The organism is Sphingomonas sediminicola (genome assembly GCF_049991885.1).
Lineage (GTDB): Bacteria > Pseudomonadota > Alphaproteobacteria > Sphingomonadales > Sphingomonadaceae > Sphingomicrobium > Sphingomicrobium sediminicola.
The window spans coordinates 2425296-2439732 of record NZ_CP178916.1; the positions used below are offsets into that span (position 1 = coordinate 2425296).

Genomic DNA, 14437 nt, shown 5'->3' on the forward strand with positions numbered 1-14437 from the left:
TATTGCCTCTCCACGCTAGCGCGCCGGGTAGCGAAGACGGCCAAGGAAACGGGACACACTAAAGTGCTCCTGTCCCTTCCATTGCGCCTTGAACTTCTCGAACTTCATAACGTCTTCTATGCGGCGGTCGAGGAAGGCCGCGGTCTCGGTCCAGCCTTCGGATTGGTCGTCGAGCCAGACCAGAAGGGTCGAAGCATAGACGCCCCCAAGCGTGGCGCGTTTGGTGTAATGATTGAAATCCGTGCTCGTATCGCCGGCAATGCGCCACATCAGGTCGGCCGTCCGCCAGCCTGACCTGAGGCCGGCCGGAACGTTCTGCGGCATGGCAAGGATCGAGAGCGCGCGGCGGACTGCCTCACGCGCGGGCGCCATGATCTCCAGCCGCTTCCAGACGATCGCCCGGATCTTCTCGCGGATTTTCAGACCTTGAAGCCGCGCCGGGGTGAACCAGGCCTCGAGCTCCCGATCCACGGCCTGGATGTACAGGTCGATCTTGCCGGCCCGATCCTTCGGCATGGCGAGCCGCGCTTGTGCCGTATTGATCCCCACCTGGCCCGCGGCGGCATCGACCGCGGCTAGAGTCCAGCCGTCGAACACGGCATTTTCGCCGACGGCGAGCGCCAGCTTCTCGCGGATTTCGTGAAGTGGACTCGGCTCCGATTGCATGGAGGCTCAACTCGTCCCTTGGACGGCAGGTTGCAAGCCCCGCTGCGGAAGCCGGACGAGCACCAGGGCCGTCGCGATCGCTACAGCGCCCAACCAGTCAAACGGCTGAAGGGTCTCGCCATAGACCATCCATCCAACGAGAGCCGAGATGGCCGGCTGCGTCAGGAGCGTAAGACCGACGACCAGGGGCGGCAGCGCCCCGATCGCATAAACGAGCAGCCCCTGCCCCAGCACCTGGCTGCTGATCGCGAGGACAACCACGAACGTCCAGTCGTCCGGAATGATTTTCTCTCCGAGCAGCAGCGAGAAGGGCAGGAGCATCGCGGCTCCGAAAGCGCTCGCCAGAAACAGGAGAGGCATCGGCGCCAATTTCTCTCGAGCGCGCTCAACGGCGATCAGGTAGCCGGCGTAGAGAAGCCCGGCCGAGAGGGCGAGCATGTCTCCATGAAGATTGCGGAGCGAAAGCTCGGCGCTGCTGCCCATGAGGAGTGCCGCGCCGAGCGCCGCCAGGGTCAGGGCCACAGCCTGGATGGGTGAAGGCCAGCTGCGCGCCAGCCACAAGCCCCAGCCCGCGAAGGCGAAGCTCGCCACGTTCCCGAACAAAGTCGCATTGCCGAGCTTCGTCATGTGAATGCCGGCGTGCCAGGCCGCGAGGTCGGATGCGAAGAACAAAGCCGCGAACGCAATGATCACCCCAAGCGCTCGGCCGGGCCAATGCACGGGCTGCCTTGCAACCTTCGCGATGACGAACAGGAACGGCAGGGCCAGCGACAGGCGCCAGAAGCCCGCAGCGACCGGCCCCACTTCGGACAGGCGAACGAGCCAGGGTCCGAAGGCGAGCAGACTGCTGCCGACCAGCAATGCAGGGAATGCGAAGGAGTGATGATGAGGCCGGTTCACAAGCGGTGATTAGGGCCTTCACCGTGCACATCAAAGCCGGAACTGCATGTGTCGGCCATAAAGCAGACTTATGGACTCAAGCCGCGAATTGAATTGAAAAGGAACCGAGGAAATCTATTTGGGCCGCCGACTGCTGGAGAGGGTTCACCCACAACGAAAGGACCCGAATGCCCACTCTTTTTGATCCGCTCGAGCTTGGCGCGCTCGAGCTTCCCAACAGAATTGCGATGGCACCGCTGACGCGCGCCCGCTCCAACCGCGATGCCGTGCCGAACGAGCTCATGGCCGCCTACTATGCCCAACGCGCGAGTGCCGGGCTTATAATCTCCGAAGCGACTGGGATCAGCCGCGAGGGGCTGGGCTGGCCCAACGCGCCGGGTCTCTGGAACGATGCGCAGATCGAAGGCTGGAAGCTGGTCACCGACGCCGTGCATCGGTCCGGCGGACGGATCGTCGCGCAGCTTTGGCACATGGGGCGTCTCGTTCACCCCGACCTTGGCGGACGCCAGCCGGTAAGCTCGTCGACCACGACCGCACCGGACTATGCGCACACCTATGAGGGCAAGAAGCCCTACGTCGCTGCACGTGCAGCCACCTTCGAGGACATCCGCCGGATCATCGGAGACTATGCTTCGGCCGCGCGCAACGCGGTCGCCGCGGGATTCGACGGCGTGCAGATCCACGGCGCGAACGGCTACCTGGTCGACCAATTCCTTCGCAACGGCGCCAATTTCCGGACCGACCAATATGGCTGCTCGATCGAGAACCGCTTGCGTTTCATGACCGAGGTCCTGGAAGCGGTCGGCAAGGCGATCGGCATGGATCGCGTCGGCATCCGCTTCTCGCCCAACGTCTACACGCAAGGCGTCGAGGACTCCGATCCTATTCCTCTGTTCGCGGCGCTCGCAAAGCGGCTTGAAGAATTAAAGGTGCCCTGGATCGAACTACGCGAGGCGCATCGGCCGACCTCGGCGGGAGCTGTTCCGACCGAGCCCGTAAGCCCGTTCATGCGTCCGCTCTATTCGGGCAAGATCCTGCTCAACAGCGACTATGACGGGCCGAGTGCGCGAGAGCGCATGGCGGAAGGCATTGCTGACGGCATCAGCTTTGGCCGCCCGTTCATCTCGAACCCCGACCTCGTCCACCGGTTGGCGGTCAGCGCGCCCCTAAGTCCGGGCGATGTGGGCACCTTCTATTCGGGTGGTGCCGAGGGATACGTTGATTATCCCACCCTCGACGAAGCGGAAGCGGCCTAGGCCCCGTACTTTTCTCGAAGCTCGTGCAAGGCAAGGGCGGCGCGCGCGGCGTGACCTCCCTTGTCGCCTTGTCCAGGATCGGCGCGTTCGATCGCCTGGCTCTCGTTTTCCACGGTCAAGACGCCGTTGCCGATGGCAAAGCCGGCCAGCGTGAGGTCCATGAGCGCACGCGCGCTCTCTTCGGAGACGATCTCGAAATGATAGGTCTGGCCGCGGATAACGACGCCCAGGGCGACGAAGGCGCAGAATCGCCCGCTCTTCGCCGCGAGCGAAATCGCTGCCGGAAGCTCCAGCGCACCCGGCACGGCGATCGTCTCGTGACTATGCCCGGCTGCCTCGATTGCCTTGCGCGCTCCGGCGAGAAGCATGTCGTTGAGGTGCGGATAGAAGCGCGCCTCTGCGATCAGGATTGTCGCCATGACGTCAGTTCCCCGCCCTGATCGCGCGCTCTTCGACGATCTCCAGGCCGTAGCCGGAAAGCGCGACCGGCGACTGGTGCGTATTCGTAAGCAGGATCATTTGATGGATGCCGAGGGCCGCGAGGATCTGTGCCCCGATCCCGTAGCTTCGAAGAGCCGGCCCTTCGGTGGGCTTGCCTGCGCGCAGATCGGCCGAGCGCGAGAGCGATCCCGGTGCGGCCGCGTGGAGCGCGACGATGACGCCCGCGCCTTCCTTCTCGATCATCCGCATCGAGCCCTGGAGCAATCCCGAGCGCTGGCTCGCTTCGCCCAGAACGTCGGCAAACAGGTCCAGGCTATGCATCCGAACGAGCACCGGGCGGGTTACGTCGAGTGCGCCGTGCACGAGCGCGAGCTGTTCCTCCCCGGTCGCCTTGTCGCGGAAGACCTGCGCCTGCCACTCGGCGCCGCTCTGCGCCCGGAACGCGGTTGAGGCGGCGCGCGCGACCATGTGGTCTTTCTTCAGACGGTAAGCGATGAGATCGCGGATCGTGCCGATCTTCAGCCCGTGGGTCCGGGCGAAATCCATGAGATCATCGAGGCGAGCCATGCTTCCGTCGTCGCGCATGATCTCGCAGATGACCGCGCTGGGATTCAGACCGGCCAGCCGCGAGATGTCCACGCCGGCCTCAGTGTGACCGGCACGAACCAGCGCCCCGCCGGGCTTTGCGACCAGCGGAAAAACATGCCCCGGCGATACGAGCTCGTCCGGTCCGTGCGAAGCGTCGATGGCAACGGCAACCGTGCGTGCGCGGTCCGCGGCGCTGATGCCAGTCGAAATGCCTTCCTTCGCCTCGATCGAAACGGTGAAGGCCGTCTCATTGCGGCTGCGATTGTTGTTGACCATCGGCTGGAGACCGAGCGCGTCGGCGCGATCCTTGGTCAGGGCCAGGCAGATCAGCCCTCGCCCGTGCCGGGCCATGAAGTTGATCGCTTCGGGCGTCGCCATCTGGGCCGGAATGACGAGATCGCCTTCGTTCTCGCGGTCGTCGTCGTCGACCAGGATGAACATCCGGCCGTTGCGCGCCTCATCGATGATCGCCTCGGTCCCGACCAACACTTCCGTGTTTCCACGCTGAAGCAGCTTTTCCAGCCGCACCAGAGTGTCGGCCGTCGGATTCCAGTCCGTATGGCCGAGCTTGCGCAGCGAATTGGGGTGAAGCCCCGCGGCGCGGGCAAGGGCGGCGCGGCTGACCTCGCCGGTCTCGATGATGGCGTTCAGCCTGTCGATGAGAGTTGTGCTCATGAAGCGCGCACATAATCACATTGCAGTGTGATAGAAAGAAGGAACAGTGATGTTCCTATTGTGCGCGCGTGGCAAGCATCCGGTCGATGTAGCGGGCGATCACATCAATCTCGACATTGAGCTGTCGCCCCTTCTTAATATCGCCCAATGTCGTCTCATGCGCAGTGTGCGGGATGATGTTTACGGAGAAGTGCGTCCCGTCTTCGGTATCGCTAACGTCGTTGACCGTCAGTGACACTCCATCGAGGCAGACGGACCCCTTTTGGGCAATCGCGGGGGCGAGAGACCGGTCTACGCGAATTCCGATGCGGGTGGAATCGCCTTCGGGGCAGACGCCGATCACCTCGCCGACGCTATCGACATGCCCGGTAACAATATGGCCGCCGAGCTCATCGCCCATCCGGAGCGGGCGCTCCAGATTCAGGCGAGAGCTTTCGCGCCACATATCCTTCGCCGTACGTGCAATGGTTTCAGCCGAAACATCGACCGCGAACCAGTCGTCGCCCTTGTCGACCACTGTCAGGCAGACGCCCGAGCAGGCAATCGATGCGCCCAACTCCACGGTCGACAGATTGTAGCCGGTGCGAACTTGCAGGCGCAGATCGCCACGCTGCTCAATGCTGACGACTTCTCCGACGTCGGTGACGATCCCCGTGAACATGTCCGGCGCTTAAGCCTCGCGAACCCGCTCGTAAACTTCGAGCCGGTCTACGCCGAGCCGGCGGCCATCGCTCGATGCCCACTGCCCGTGCGCATCGGCGATCGCGTCCAGCCCGACATAGCCGAAGGACGACTTGCCCTCGCCGACGATGATCGGCGCCCGATAGATCAGAATCCGGTCGACGAGATCCGCCGAAAGAAACGCCGTCGCGGTCGCCGATCCGCCCTCGACCAGCAGGTCGTTGACGTCATGAAGTCGATAGACATCTTCCGGCTTTCTAAGGATTTCCCAGCCGTCGACCGCTTCGCCCCGGGTCAGCAGCGCCCGCTTCGGCGACCAATCCTCCAGACCTGGCAGGCGAACGTCGAGGCGCGGCGCATCCGCCAGATAGGTGCCGCGGCCGACTAGGATCATGTCCGAATGCGCGCGCTCCAGATGCACGTGCTTTCGCGCATCTTCGCCGGTGATCCATTTGCTTTCGCCGGAGGGCAAGGCGATCTTGCCGTCGATCGACAGCGCAAGCTTGAGGGTAATTCGAGGACGTCCGATCCTCAGCCGCGTGAGCCAGCCCGCCAGGGAGTCCCGCGCGGCCTTGCGGCCAATGCCTAGCTTCACGTCGATCCCGGCATCCCGCAGGCGCCTCATGCCAGTGCCGAAAACGCGCGGGTCCGGGTCTTTCATGGCGATGACGACCCGCGCAGGCTTGGCTTTCACCAATAGGTCGGCGCAGGCTGGGCCTCGCGGGCTCTCGTGGGCGCACGGTTCCAGCGTCACGTAGACGGTCGAACTCCTCGCCTTCCTGCCTGCCCTATCGAGCGCAATCGCCTCGGCATGAGGCCTGCCGCCCAATGCGGTCGCCCCGCGTCCGACAATCTCGCCGTTGCTCGAGACAATCAGGCAACCGACGTTCGGATTGGGCGCACTTCGCCCGCGTGCAGCTTCGCCAAGCCGCACCGCTTCAGCCATGAAGCGCCCGTCGGCGCTTACATTCCGAGCTCTTTTTCCAGCTTCTGGAATTGCCGTTGCTTCTCTTTGGCGGCAGCGTCGCGCTTGGCCTGATCGACCTTTTGCTGAGCGATGATCTCGGCATCGGTGCGATTCGAGGAATAGAGCTGAACCTCGACCACCCGCGGTGGTGGCGCGGTGTTGATCTTCGAATCGACGAGGAACTCGATGATGATGATCATCGTAACCAGGATGGCCAGAGCTGCGCCGATGAACTGCTCGCGGCTCCCATGGCGCATGAAGGCGCGAAGATCGGCAATTGCTGCGCGCGGCCCGACGGGCTTGGGGAACCAGGACATGGGTGGAATGTAGGCGCTGGCACCGGCGAGTGCCAGCGCTGGCTTCGTACCCGGCGGGTGCCTGACACCACCCGCTGGGACCGAGACGGAGAGTCGTCAGGCGGCTTCACGTCCTTTCTGCATTGCATGGACGGCAGCAGCATTGAGGCGCTGCCCACCGATTCCCCAGTCATTCTGCTGGATCTCGTTGATCTTGACCCAGGTTACGGATCGCATTGCTTCGCCTTCCACGCTGACCATGGCGTCGGTCACGCGCTCGATGAGGTCCTTCTTCTGGTCTGGGGAAAAGACGTCCTTGATGACGTCGATTGTCACGAGTGGCATTGGGGGTCTCCTTGAAAACGCGCTGACCGTGCAGCGACGGGCTGCCCGATGGGTCAAAGGCGGCGTGCCCATCCAGTTCAAAGGATGAAGCAACCGACTACAGTTTCTGAAGTGGAGCTCGGCTCGGCGGACGTGTATCCGGCGCGAAGGAGGCCAGCATGAGATACGGCCAATTCTGCCCCATCGCGAAAGCAACCGAGATACTCGGGGAGCGGTGGACGATCCTGATAATCCGCGAGCTGCTCATGGGCGGCAGGCAATTCAATGAGCTTCAGCGCGGCTTGGGAGACATATCGCCGGCACTGCTTTCGGGGAGGCTCAGGAGGCTCGAAAAGGATGGGCTGATTGCCCGGCGCCAAATTCCCGGCCAGCGAGGATTTGAATACTTCCCGACTCCCGCCTGCGAGGCGCTGCAACCTACGATTGCCACTCTTGGAGAATGGGGAATGTGCTGGGCGCGCGGGGCGCTCGATGACGAGGATTTCAACCTCGATCTGCTGATCCTGTACCTGGAGAGGAGCATCGATCCGGAACAGCTGCCGGGTGTCGAAACCGTCATCCAGTTCAAGTTTACCGACGTTTCGAAGCAAAAGGACTGGTGGCTCCTCGTCCGGAACGGCAGCGTCGAAGTCTGCGTCGTCCCACCGGGGCGTGACGTGCACGTCTTCTTCACCACCGATGTTCGAACGATGAGCGAGGTCTGGATGGGGGATCGTAGCTACCGGGATGCAATCCGTGCCGGAAAGCTCATGGTCGAAGGGGAGCCGGCGCTGACCCGAAGGATCAGCACCTGGCTCCGCCCGAGCATTTTTGCGAACTCACCGCAAACGCCGGCAGGCGGCGCGCCGGCGCTTGTCCCCGCCTAGTCCTGAAGTTCGAACCGCAGGGTGATGACCGTCGTAGTCGCCACGGCCCGTCCGTCTTCGGTCGCCGGTTTGTAACGCCAGTAGGCGATCAGGTGCTTGCGGGCCGCTTCGAAAAACGAGCGGTCAACACGACCTACGGGCTCGACGGCGGTCACCCGGCCACGATCGTCAATCGCCAGCTTCAGGCGAAGCGTAGCTTCTTCCTCGAGCCGCTGCTTGTCCGCCGGATAGGGCGGCTTGATCAGCAGCTCAGGCGTCGCGAATCGCGGACCGACACGGACGGGCTGCGAGATCGGGGTCGTAGTCGGACCTGGATCCAGATTCGGCCCGGCGATCGGTCCGAAATCCGGCTGCGGGATCGGCGTTGTGTCGATGGTCGGGCCGGCCAGGCTTGGCACCGGAAAAGTTCGCGATGGCTGGTATGGCGTCGACCTCGGCGGCTGATGCGTTTCCTTGGTGGCCGGCGGGTCCGGAATCGGCGGAGGGTCGGGCGGGATAGGAATCGGCCGGACGATGATCGGCGGATCCACAATTCTCGGCGGGACGGCCAATTTCGCCGTCATCACGGCAGCGATCAGGACTGCATGACCGCCGACGATGAACAACAGGGCATTGGGATGGCGCCGGTAAGCGGCGAAGCCTGACGTATCGGCATACACTGGCATGACCTTGACTCCTTCTGACGCGAGCCAAGTAGAATGTTACAACATTACATGTTTAACGCAACGTGAATTGCATCAGGCGGCAAAGGACCGGCTTAACGCTTCGCGGCTGCCCTCAACCTCTGAATCGCGCGATCCTTGCCCATGCGGGCAACTAGTCCCGCCATTTCGGGGCCGCTCTCGCGACCGGTGAGGGCAAGGCGGAGCGGATGGAAAAGCTCGCGGCCCTTCTTGCCGGAGGACGCTTTCAGTTCACCGGTCAACGCCCGCCAGGGCTCGACATTCCAGTCGAGACCATCGGCGACAGAGGCGGCATCGCGCATGAGCAGGCGCTCATCGTGCGCGAGTTCAGGCACATCCACGTCGCCCTTCAGAACGCCGAACCAGGGTTCGAAGTCGGAAAGGCGCTCGAGGTTCGGTCGCAGCAGAAGCCAATCCTCTTCGGCGGCTTCAGCCGGAAGCCGACTCTTCACCGCGGAGAAATCGAGCCTGTGGAGCAGGCGGGCATTCAAAAGCTCGACATCGTGCGGATCGAAATGTGCGGGCGCACGTCCGAAATGGGCGAAATCGAAATCGCTCGCGAGCTCGTCCAGGCTGGCGATAGGCTCGACCGGTTGCGATGTCCCAATCCGCGCCAGCAGCGAAAGCATCGCCATCGGCTCGACACCCTCTTCGCGCAGATGTTCGGCGCCGTACGACCCGAGGCGCTTCGACAGCTTTCCTTCCGACGCCACTAGCAGCGCCTCATGGGCGAACTGCGGCGGTTTCGCGCCAAGCGCCTCGAACATCTGGATCTGGGCCGCGCTATTTGTGACGTGATCCTCGCCGCGAACGATATGCGTGATGCCAAGGTCGACGTCGTCAATCACACTCGGCAGCAGATAGAGCCAGCTGCCATCCTCGCGCCGAACGACCGGGTCCGACAGTAATTTCGCATCGAACCGCTGCTGGCCGCGGATGAGGTCGGTCCATTCGATCGGACGGTCATGGTCGAGCTTGAAGCGCCAGTGCGGCTGGCGATCGTCCGGAAGCAACGAATCCGCCGTATTGCGCTCGTAAACCGGCGGCAGGCCTCGCCCGAGCAGCACTTTCCGGCGAAGCTCCAGTTCCTCGGGCGTCTCGTAGCATGCATAGACACGCCCGGCCGCTTTCAGCCGCTCGAACTCGCGCTCGTAGAGGTCGAACCGCTCCGACTGCCTCACTTCCGAACCGGCGGTAAGGCCCATCCATGCCAGGTCGTCACGGATTGCGTCGACAAACTCCTCCCGGCTTCGCTCCCGGTCGGTGTCGTCGATCCGAAGGAGGAACCGGCCGCCATGCTTCCGCGCAAACAGGAAGTTGTGCAGTGCCGTGCGGATGTTGCCGACGTGAAGCCGGCCGGTAGGAGACGGGGCGAAGCGGGTGATCACGCTCATTTTGGTAGCCCCGTATGGAAGAAATTGCTGATCGGGTAGCGCCGGTCGCGGCCGAAATTCCGGACGCCGATCTTCACCCCCGGCGGCGCCTGGCGGCGCTTGTACTCGGCCCTCAAGACCAGCTGCTCCATCTTCGCCACCAACTCCTCCGGCTCGCCGGTCGCGGCTGCCGTCTCGCGGACCGACATCTCCTTGTCGACCAGCGCCTCGAGGATGCGGTCGAGGTCGGAATAGGGCGGCAGGCTGTCCTCGTCCTTCTGACCCGGACGAAGCTCCGCGGTCGGCGGCTTTGTGATTACGTTCGCCGGCATCACGGGACCTTCGGGTCCAAGCGCGCCTTCGGGCCTGTTGTGATTGCGCCACCGCGAGAGCGCGAACACTGTAGTCTTGTAGGCGTCCTTCAGCACATTGTAGCCGCCCGACATGTCTCCGTAGAGCGTCGCATAGCCCACGCTCATTTCGCTCTTGTTGCCGGTGGTAAGCAGCATCGGGCCGAACTTGTTCGACAGCGCCATCAGCGCGACCATCCGCAGCCGCGCCTGGATATTCTCCTCGGCCAACCCGGGCTTCGTTCCCTGGAATGCCTCCCCCAGCGCCTGGTCGAACGCGGCCACTCCGGGCGCGATCGAAATGACGTCATGACGACAGCCGAGCAAGCGCGCGCACTCGCGCGCGTCCCCGAGGCTCTCCTCGCTCGTGTACTTGGAAGGGAGCATCACGCCCCAAACCTTCTCTGCTCCAAGCGCGTCGACCGCGATGGCGGCGGACAGAGCGCTATCGATTCCGCCGGACAGTCCGAGGATCACGCCCGGGAAGCCGTTGCGGCTCACATAGTCGCGTAAGCCCACGACCATCGCCCGGTAGACGTCCTCCGGATAGGGATCGAGTTCGTGATCAGCGCGGGTGGCGCAGCGCCAGCCCTCGGCCTCGCGCTTCCATTCCGTGATGAGCAGCTGCTCGTCCCAATCGGCCATCTGCACGACGCGCTCGCCGTCCGGGTGCATGATGAAGGACGAGCCGTCGAACACCAGTTCGTCCTGGCCGCCGACGCGGTTGAGATAGGCCATCGGCAGGCCCGTCATCGTCACCCGCGACCGCACAAGTCGCTGGCGGATGTCGTCCTTGTCGAGCTCGTAGGGGCTGCCGTTAGGCACCAGCAGCAATTCCGCGCCGGCATCGGCCAAATGAGCGCAGACCGCTTCCTGCCAGATGTCCTCGCAGATCGGCACGCCGATCTTCACGCCGCGAAAGTCGATCGGCTCCGGCAGCGGCCCGGGCGCGAACACGCGCTTCTCGTCGAACGTCCCATAGTTAGGAAGCTCGCGCTTGAGCGTTCGCGCGACGACCCTGCCGCCCTCGGCCAAGATCATCACATTGTAGTTCTCACCCTCTTCGTGATGGATCGATCCGAACAAGAGCGCAGGTCCCGGCGTCGCAGTCGCATCGACCAGCCGCTCGGCTGCCTCCATCGTGCGCCGCACGAACTCCGGCTTCAGCACGAGGTCTTCCGGCGGGTAGCCCGTCAGCTGGAGTTCCGGCACCATCAGCAAATCGGCGCCGGCCGCCTGTTCGCGCACCGCGAGGATCGCCTTTCCGTTGCCCACCAGGTCGCCGACGCGCTGGTTCATCTGGGCAAGCGCGATGGTCAGGCGATCCGTCATGAGCGCGATTTAGCGTGCGCGCCGCCTCCCGCAACCTTTACGGAACCGCGACTCCCTCGCTAAGGAAAGCTTCAGCCGGGGACCTAAGCCGATGAAACTGCTCGCGGGGAACAGCAACACGCAGCTGGCCCGATCGATTGCCGACTATCTGGAAATCGCGTTGACGGAGGCGAGCGTCCGCCGCTTCGCGGACGAGGAAATCTTCGTCGAGATCCACGAGAACGTGCGCGGCGAGGACGTCTTCGTCCTCCAGTCGACCAGCTATCCGGCGAACGACAACCTCATGGAGCTGTTGATCTGCATCGACGCGTTACGCAGAGCATCGGCCAAGCGGATCACCGCGGTCGTGCCCTACTTCGGCTATGCGCGGCAGGACCGGAAACCCGGCCCACGCACGCCGATCTCGGCCAAGCTAGTCGCGAACCTGATCACGACCGCGGGCGCGAACCGCGTTCTGTCTGTCGACCTCCACGCCGGGCAGATCCAGGGTTTCTTCGATATTCCGACTGACAACCTCTTCGCTGCGCCGGTCATCGCGGCCGACATCCAGGCACGGCTGTCAAACAAGAACCTCATGATCGTGTCGCCGGACGTCGGCGGCGTGGTCCGCGCCCGTGGTTTGGCGAAGCGTCTCGACAACGCGCCGCTGGCCATCGTCGATAAGCGCCGCGAGCGCGCCGGCGAGTCCGAGGTGATGAACATCATCGGCGACGTCGAGGGCCGCACCTGCATCCTCGTCGACGACATCGTCGATAGCGCGGGCACCCTTTGCAACGCCGCGGCGGCCCTGCGCCAACAGGGCGCGGAAGAAGTCTTCGCTTATTGCACCCACGGCGTCCTTTCCGGCGCCGCGGCGGCGCGCGTCGGCGCTTCGGAGCTCAAGGAACTCGTGGTCACCGATTCGATCTGGAGCGGAGAGGCGGACGTCGAGGGCGGCAAGATCCGCCGCCTGACGATTGCCCCATTGCTCGCCGAGGCCGTGCGCCGGATTGCCGACGAAAGCTCGGTCTCCAGCCTGTTCGACTAGGCCATGCGACTGGACGTCGTCCTCAAGCGCTTCGAAACGCCCGACGAAGTCCGCGAATTTGAACTCGGAAAGTTTGAGCTGGTCTCGCTCGGCAGAATGACCATCGGCCGGGCGACCTACCAACCCGGCTGGAAATGGTCGGTCCATGTTGGCGCGGCGCTCGGAGCGACGTCCTGCCATGTCGAGCATGTCGGAATGGTCGTCTCGGGATGCGCAACCGCCGCAATGGACGATGGCGGGGTCATTGAGATGCGTGCCGGCGATATCTTCTACGTCCCGCCCGGCCACGACAGCTGGGTCGTCGGCGACGAACCCTATGTCTCGCTGCACTTCATGGGCGCGGAGGATTACGCCGCGCACGACTAAAGCCCTCAGTGCCTTGCCTTAAACAGCTGTCGCATTTATAGGCCCGCGCTTTCCAGATCATTGGAAAACCAATGGCCCGGCCAAAAGGCATGCCGTGGCGGTTGGATCATGTCGCGTCCCACGGGGCGCAAAGGAGACGAAATGCCCAAGCTGAAGACCAAGAGCGGCGTGAAGAAGCGCTTCAAGCTCACGGCGACCGGCAAGATCAAGCACGGGGTCGCTGGCAAGCGCCACCGCCTGATCAGCCACAACGCCAAGTACATTCGCCAGAACCGCGGCACCGAAGTTCTCGCCGACGCCGATACGGCGCGCGTGAAGCTCTGGGCGCCCTACGGCCTCAAGTAAGGAGTAGCGGGAAATGGCACGCATCAAGCGCGGCGTAACCACGCGCGCAAAGCACAAGCGGATCCTCGAGAATGCGAAGGGCTATTACGGCCGTCGCAAGAACACGATTCGCATCGCCCGCCAGGCAGTCGAAAAGGCAGGCCAGTACGCCTACCGCGACCGCAAGGTGAAGAAGCGGAGCTTCCGCGCACTCTGGATCCAGCGCATCAACGCCGCGGTCCGCGCGGAAGGCCTGACCTACGGGCAGTTCATCCACGCCTTGAAGCTTGCGAGTATCGACCTCGACCGGAAGGTCTTGGCCGACATCGCGATGCACGAAGGCGAAGCGTTCAGCGCCATCATCGCCCAGGCGAAGAAGGCGCTCGATGGCAACAAGGCCGCGGCCTAGCCTCAAGCGCTAAAGAACAAAAAAGGGCGTCGGGAGCTGATCCCGGCGCCCTTTTTGCGTCTTCGCCTAAGCTTGCGCCGCCCCTTCCCTCTCAGGGCGTCTACCAGCGCGTTGCGGAAGCAGGCTGATCAGCAGGATGATCGCGACCGCCAGCGCGAGCGAAGCCAATGGGCGGCTCAGGTCCAGGCCGCCCTTGGCGAGCGGCTTGTCGAGGAAGTCGCCGACCGTGGCTCCGAGCGGCCGGGTGAGGATGAAAGCGGCCCAGAACAGGAATGTGTGGGATATGCCCGTCCGGAAATAGAGCACGGCGAGGACGATCAGCATGGCTCCGAACACCAGCGCGCCGCCGGAATAGCCGAGCCCCGCATCGGCAATCCAATCGCCGAGTGCCGTGCCCAACGTCTGCGAGAAAGTGATCGTGAGCCAGTAGAAGGCTTCCGCCTTGGGCGTCGCGACTGTGTTTACATCCACGGTCCCGAGCGACCGATACCAGGCGAAGAGGGAGACGAGGACGAGTGCAAGCAGCACGAGCGAGCCGCCCGGATAGCCGACCCCGAGCGCACGATCGGCGAAGTCGGCCAGGGCCGTTCCGGCCGTCGTGGAGGCCGCGATCGTCGCCCAATACAGCCACGGATTGAAGGTGAGCGCCCTGATCTGCGCCCACACGAGCACAATGAGCAAGCTCCCAAAGATCGCGGTGCCGATGAGGTAACCGTTGGGAACCGGATGGGGCGTGGTTTCGCCCAGCCAGGTCATCGTCACGGTGTCGCCTGCTGTTTCTCCGAGCGTCGTGGCGAGGATCTTGATGATCCAGAACCCCAAGGTGATTGCGGGGACCTTCGACAAGGCTTCCTGCCGCAATTGCCGCTCGCTCATCCTCAAGCTCTCCTGG

The 14437-nt window shown here is 63.7% G+C and carries 18 protein-coding genes; 6 read left to right on the top strand and 12 right to left on the bottom strand.

The genetic code is table 11. The features are described from left to right. Positions 1-15: 15 nt before the first annotated feature. Together ACMC5O_RS12645 and ACMC5O_RS12650 are read right to left on the bottom strand one after the other, a co-directional pair. Positions 16-666, bottom strand: a complete 651-nt coding sequence (locus ACMC5O_RS12645) for a COQ9 family protein (RefSeq protein WP_187708485.1) — start codon at positions 664-666, stop codon at positions 16-18. Positions 667-672: 6 nt separating this feature from the next. Further along, positions 673-1566 (bottom strand): DMT family transporter, encoded by an 894-nt coding sequence (locus ACMC5O_RS12650; RefSeq protein ID WP_426692959.1) that lies wholly within the window; start codon positions 1564-1566, stop codon positions 673-675. 167 nt (positions 1567-1733) lie between these two features. Here ACMC5O_RS12650 and ACMC5O_RS12655 point away from each other — a divergent pair, with 167 nt between their 5' ends. After that, positions 1734-2822 carry an alkene reductase gene (locus tag ACMC5O_RS12655; protein WP_426692960.1) on the top strand — a complete coding sequence of 363 codons (1089 nt, stop codon included), beginning with the start codon at positions 1734-1736 and terminating at the stop codon, positions 2820-2822. On the opposite strand, the gene ribH is transcribed toward ACMC5O_RS12655, so the two are convergent. The 6 genes from ribH to ACMC5O_RS12685 all read right to left on the bottom strand — a co-directional run bounded on the left by ribH (position 2819) and on the right by ACMC5O_RS12685 (position 6815). Then, complete coding sequence (ribH, locus tag ACMC5O_RS12660; protein ID WP_187708484.1) at positions 2819-3241, bottom strand: 6,7-dimethyl-8-ribityllumazine synthase; 423 nt, start codon at positions 3239-3241, stop codon at positions 2819-2821. The two genes, ACMC5O_RS12655 and ribH, sit on opposite strands and share 4 nt — an antisense overlap. Positions 3242-3245: 4 nt before the next feature. Continuing rightward, complete coding sequence (gene ribB / locus ACMC5O_RS12665) at positions 3246-4526, bottom strand: 3,4-dihydroxy-2-butanone-4-phosphate synthase (RefSeq protein WP_187708483.1); 1281 nt, start codon at positions 4524-4526, stop codon at positions 3246-3248. A gap of 55 nt (positions 4527-4581) precedes the next feature. After that, positions 4582-5187, bottom strand: a complete 606-nt coding sequence (locus tag ACMC5O_RS12670; RefSeq protein WP_187708482.1) for a riboflavin synthase — start codon at positions 5185-5187, stop codon at positions 4582-4584. A 9-nt stretch (positions 5188-5196) separates the two neighbouring features. Next, positions 5197-6153 (bottom strand): bifunctional diaminohydroxyphosphoribosylaminopyrimidine deaminase/5-amino-6-(5-phosphoribosylamino)uracil reductase RibD, encoded by a 957-nt coding sequence (gene ribD, locus ACMC5O_RS12675; RefSeq protein WP_187708481.1) that lies wholly within the window; start codon positions 6151-6153, stop codon positions 5197-5199. Positions 6154-6170: 17 nt separating this feature from the next. Then, positions 6171-6491, bottom strand: coding sequence for a hypothetical protein (locus tag ACMC5O_RS12680; RefSeq protein ID WP_187708480.1), 321 nt, complete (start codon positions 6489-6491; stop codon positions 6171-6173). Between the two features lie 96 nt (positions 6492-6587). Further along, the gene (locus ACMC5O_RS12685) at positions 6588-6815 is read right to left on the bottom strand and encodes a tautomerase family protein (protein WP_187708479.1); all 228 of its coding nucleotides are present in this window, start codon (positions 6813-6815) and stop codon (positions 6588-6590) included. A 158-nt stretch (positions 6816-6973) separates the two neighbouring features. Here ACMC5O_RS12685 and ACMC5O_RS12690 point away from each other — a divergent pair, with 158 nt between their 5' ends. Then, on the top strand, positions 6974-7681 hold the full coding sequence (locus ACMC5O_RS12690) for a winged helix-turn-helix transcriptional regulator (protein WP_426692961.1): 708 nt from the start codon (positions 6974-6976) through the stop codon (positions 7679-7681). Here the strand turns inward: ACMC5O_RS12690 and ACMC5O_RS12695 are convergent. The 3 genes from ACMC5O_RS12695 to ACMC5O_RS12705 all read right to left on the bottom strand — a co-directional run bounded on the left by ACMC5O_RS12695 (position 7678) and on the right by ACMC5O_RS12705 (position 11419). After that, positions 7678-8346, bottom strand: coding sequence for a TonB family protein (locus ACMC5O_RS12695; RefSeq protein ID WP_187708478.1), 669 nt, complete (start codon positions 8344-8346; stop codon positions 7678-7680). The two genes, ACMC5O_RS12690 and ACMC5O_RS12695, sit on opposite strands and share 4 nt — an antisense overlap. Positions 8347-8438: 92 nt before the next feature. Further along, positions 8439-9758 (bottom strand): glutamate--tRNA ligase, encoded by a 1320-nt coding sequence (gene gltX / locus ACMC5O_RS12700; RefSeq protein ID WP_187708477.1) that lies wholly within the window; start codon positions 9756-9758, stop codon positions 8439-8441. Next, complete coding sequence (locus ACMC5O_RS12705) at positions 9755-11419, bottom strand: NAD+ synthase (RefSeq protein ID WP_426692962.1); 1665 nt, start codon at positions 11417-11419, stop codon at positions 9755-9757. The genes gltX and ACMC5O_RS12705 overlap by 4 nt, the downstream gene beginning before the upstream one ends. A 91-nt stretch (positions 11420-11510) precedes the next feature. On the opposite strand from ACMC5O_RS12705, the gene ACMC5O_RS12710 reads away from it, so the two are divergent. The 4 genes from ACMC5O_RS12710 to rplT all read left to right on the top strand — a co-directional run bounded on the left by ACMC5O_RS12710 (position 11511) and on the right by rplT (position 13545). Further along, entirely contained in the window at positions 11511-12446 is a 936-nt protein-coding gene (locus ACMC5O_RS12710; protein WP_187708476.1) for a ribose-phosphate pyrophosphokinase, read from the top strand. Between the two features lie 3 nt (positions 12447-12449). Beyond that, complete coding sequence (locus ACMC5O_RS12715) at positions 12450-12812, top strand: cupin domain-containing protein (protein ID WP_187708475.1); 363 nt, start codon at positions 12450-12452, stop codon at positions 12810-12812. A gap of 141 nt (positions 12813-12953) precedes the next feature. Further along, positions 12954-13157 (top strand): 50S ribosomal protein L35, encoded by a 204-nt coding sequence (gene rpmI, locus ACMC5O_RS12720; protein ID WP_126717626.1) that lies wholly within the window; start codon positions 12954-12956, stop codon positions 13155-13157. Between the two features lie 13 nt (positions 13158-13170). Beyond that, positions 13171-13545, top strand: coding sequence for a 50S ribosomal protein L20 (rplT, locus tag ACMC5O_RS12725; RefSeq protein WP_187708474.1), 375 nt, complete (start codon positions 13171-13173; stop codon positions 13543-13545). Positions 13546-13611: 66 nt separating this feature from the next. Here rplT and ACMC5O_RS12730 read toward each other — a convergent pair whose 3' ends face one another. Continuing rightward, positions 13612-14421 carry a COG4705 family protein gene (locus tag ACMC5O_RS12730; RefSeq protein WP_187708473.1) on the bottom strand — a complete coding sequence of 270 codons (810 nt, stop codon included), beginning with the start codon at positions 14419-14421 and terminating at the stop codon, positions 13612-13614. Positions 14422-14437: the final 16 nt, after the last annotated feature.

Excerpts from the sequence above, each read along its gene's own strand:
- ACMC5O_RS12645 (WP_187708485.1), bottom strand. The coding sequence starts at position 666 with ATGCAATCGGAGCCGAGTCCACTTCACGAAATCCGCGAGAAGCTGGCG.
- ACMC5O_RS12655 (WP_426692960.1), top strand. The coding sequence starts at position 1,734 with ATGCCCACTCTTTTTGATCCGCTCGAGCTTGGCGCGCTCGAGCTTCCC.
- ribH (WP_187708484.1), bottom strand. The coding sequence starts at position 3,241 with ATGGCGACAATCCTGATCGCAGAGGCGCGCTTCTATCCGCACCTCAAC.
- ribB (WP_187708483.1), bottom strand. The coding sequence starts at position 4,526 with ATGAGCACAACTCTCATCGACAGGCTGAACGCCATCATCGAGACCGGC.
- ACMC5O_RS12670 (WP_187708482.1), bottom strand. The coding sequence starts at position 5,187 with ATGTTCACGGGGATCGTCACCGACGTCGGAGAAGTCGTCAGCATTGAG.
- ribD (WP_187708481.1), bottom strand. The coding sequence starts at position 6,153 with ATGGCTGAAGCGGTGCGGCTTGGCGAAGCTGCACGCGGGCGAAGTGCG.
- ACMC5O_RS12680 (WP_187708480.1), bottom strand. The coding sequence starts at position 6,491 with ATGTCCTGGTTCCCCAAGCCCGTCGGGCCGCGCGCAGCAATTGCCGAT.
- ACMC5O_RS12685 (WP_187708479.1), bottom strand. The coding sequence starts at position 6,815 with ATGCCACTCGTGACAATCGACGTCATCAAGGACGTCTTTTCCCCAGAC.
- ACMC5O_RS12690 (WP_426692961.1), top strand. The coding sequence starts at position 6,974 with ATGAGATACGGCCAATTCTGCCCCATCGCGAAAGCAACCGAGATACTC.
- ACMC5O_RS12695 (WP_187708478.1), bottom strand. The coding sequence starts at position 8,346 with ATGCCAGTGTATGCCGATACGTCAGGCTTCGCCGCTTACCGGCGCCAT.
- gltX (WP_187708477.1), bottom strand. The coding sequence starts at position 9,758 with ATGAGCGTGATCACCCGCTTCGCCCCGTCTCCTACCGGCCGGCTTCAC.
- ACMC5O_RS12705 (WP_426692962.1), bottom strand. The coding sequence starts at position 11,419 with ATGACGGATCGCCTGACCATCGCGCTTGCCCAGATGAACCAGCGCGTC.
- ACMC5O_RS12710 (WP_187708476.1), top strand. The coding sequence starts at position 11,511 with ATGAAACTGCTCGCGGGGAACAGCAACACGCAGCTGGCCCGATCGATT.
- ACMC5O_RS12715 (WP_187708475.1), top strand. The coding sequence starts at position 12,450 with ATGCGACTGGACGTCGTCCTCAAGCGCTTCGAAACGCCCGACGAAGTC.
- rpmI (WP_126717626.1), top strand. The coding sequence starts at position 12,954 with ATGCCCAAGCTGAAGACCAAGAGCGGCGTGAAGAAGCGCTTCAAGCTC.
- rplT (WP_187708474.1), top strand. The coding sequence starts at position 13,171 with ATGGCACGCATCAAGCGCGGCGTAACCACGCGCGCAAAGCACAAGCGG.
- ACMC5O_RS12730 (WP_187708473.1), bottom strand. The coding sequence starts at position 14,421 with ATGAGCGAGCGGCAATTGCGGCAGGAAGCCTTGTCGAAGGTCCCCGCA.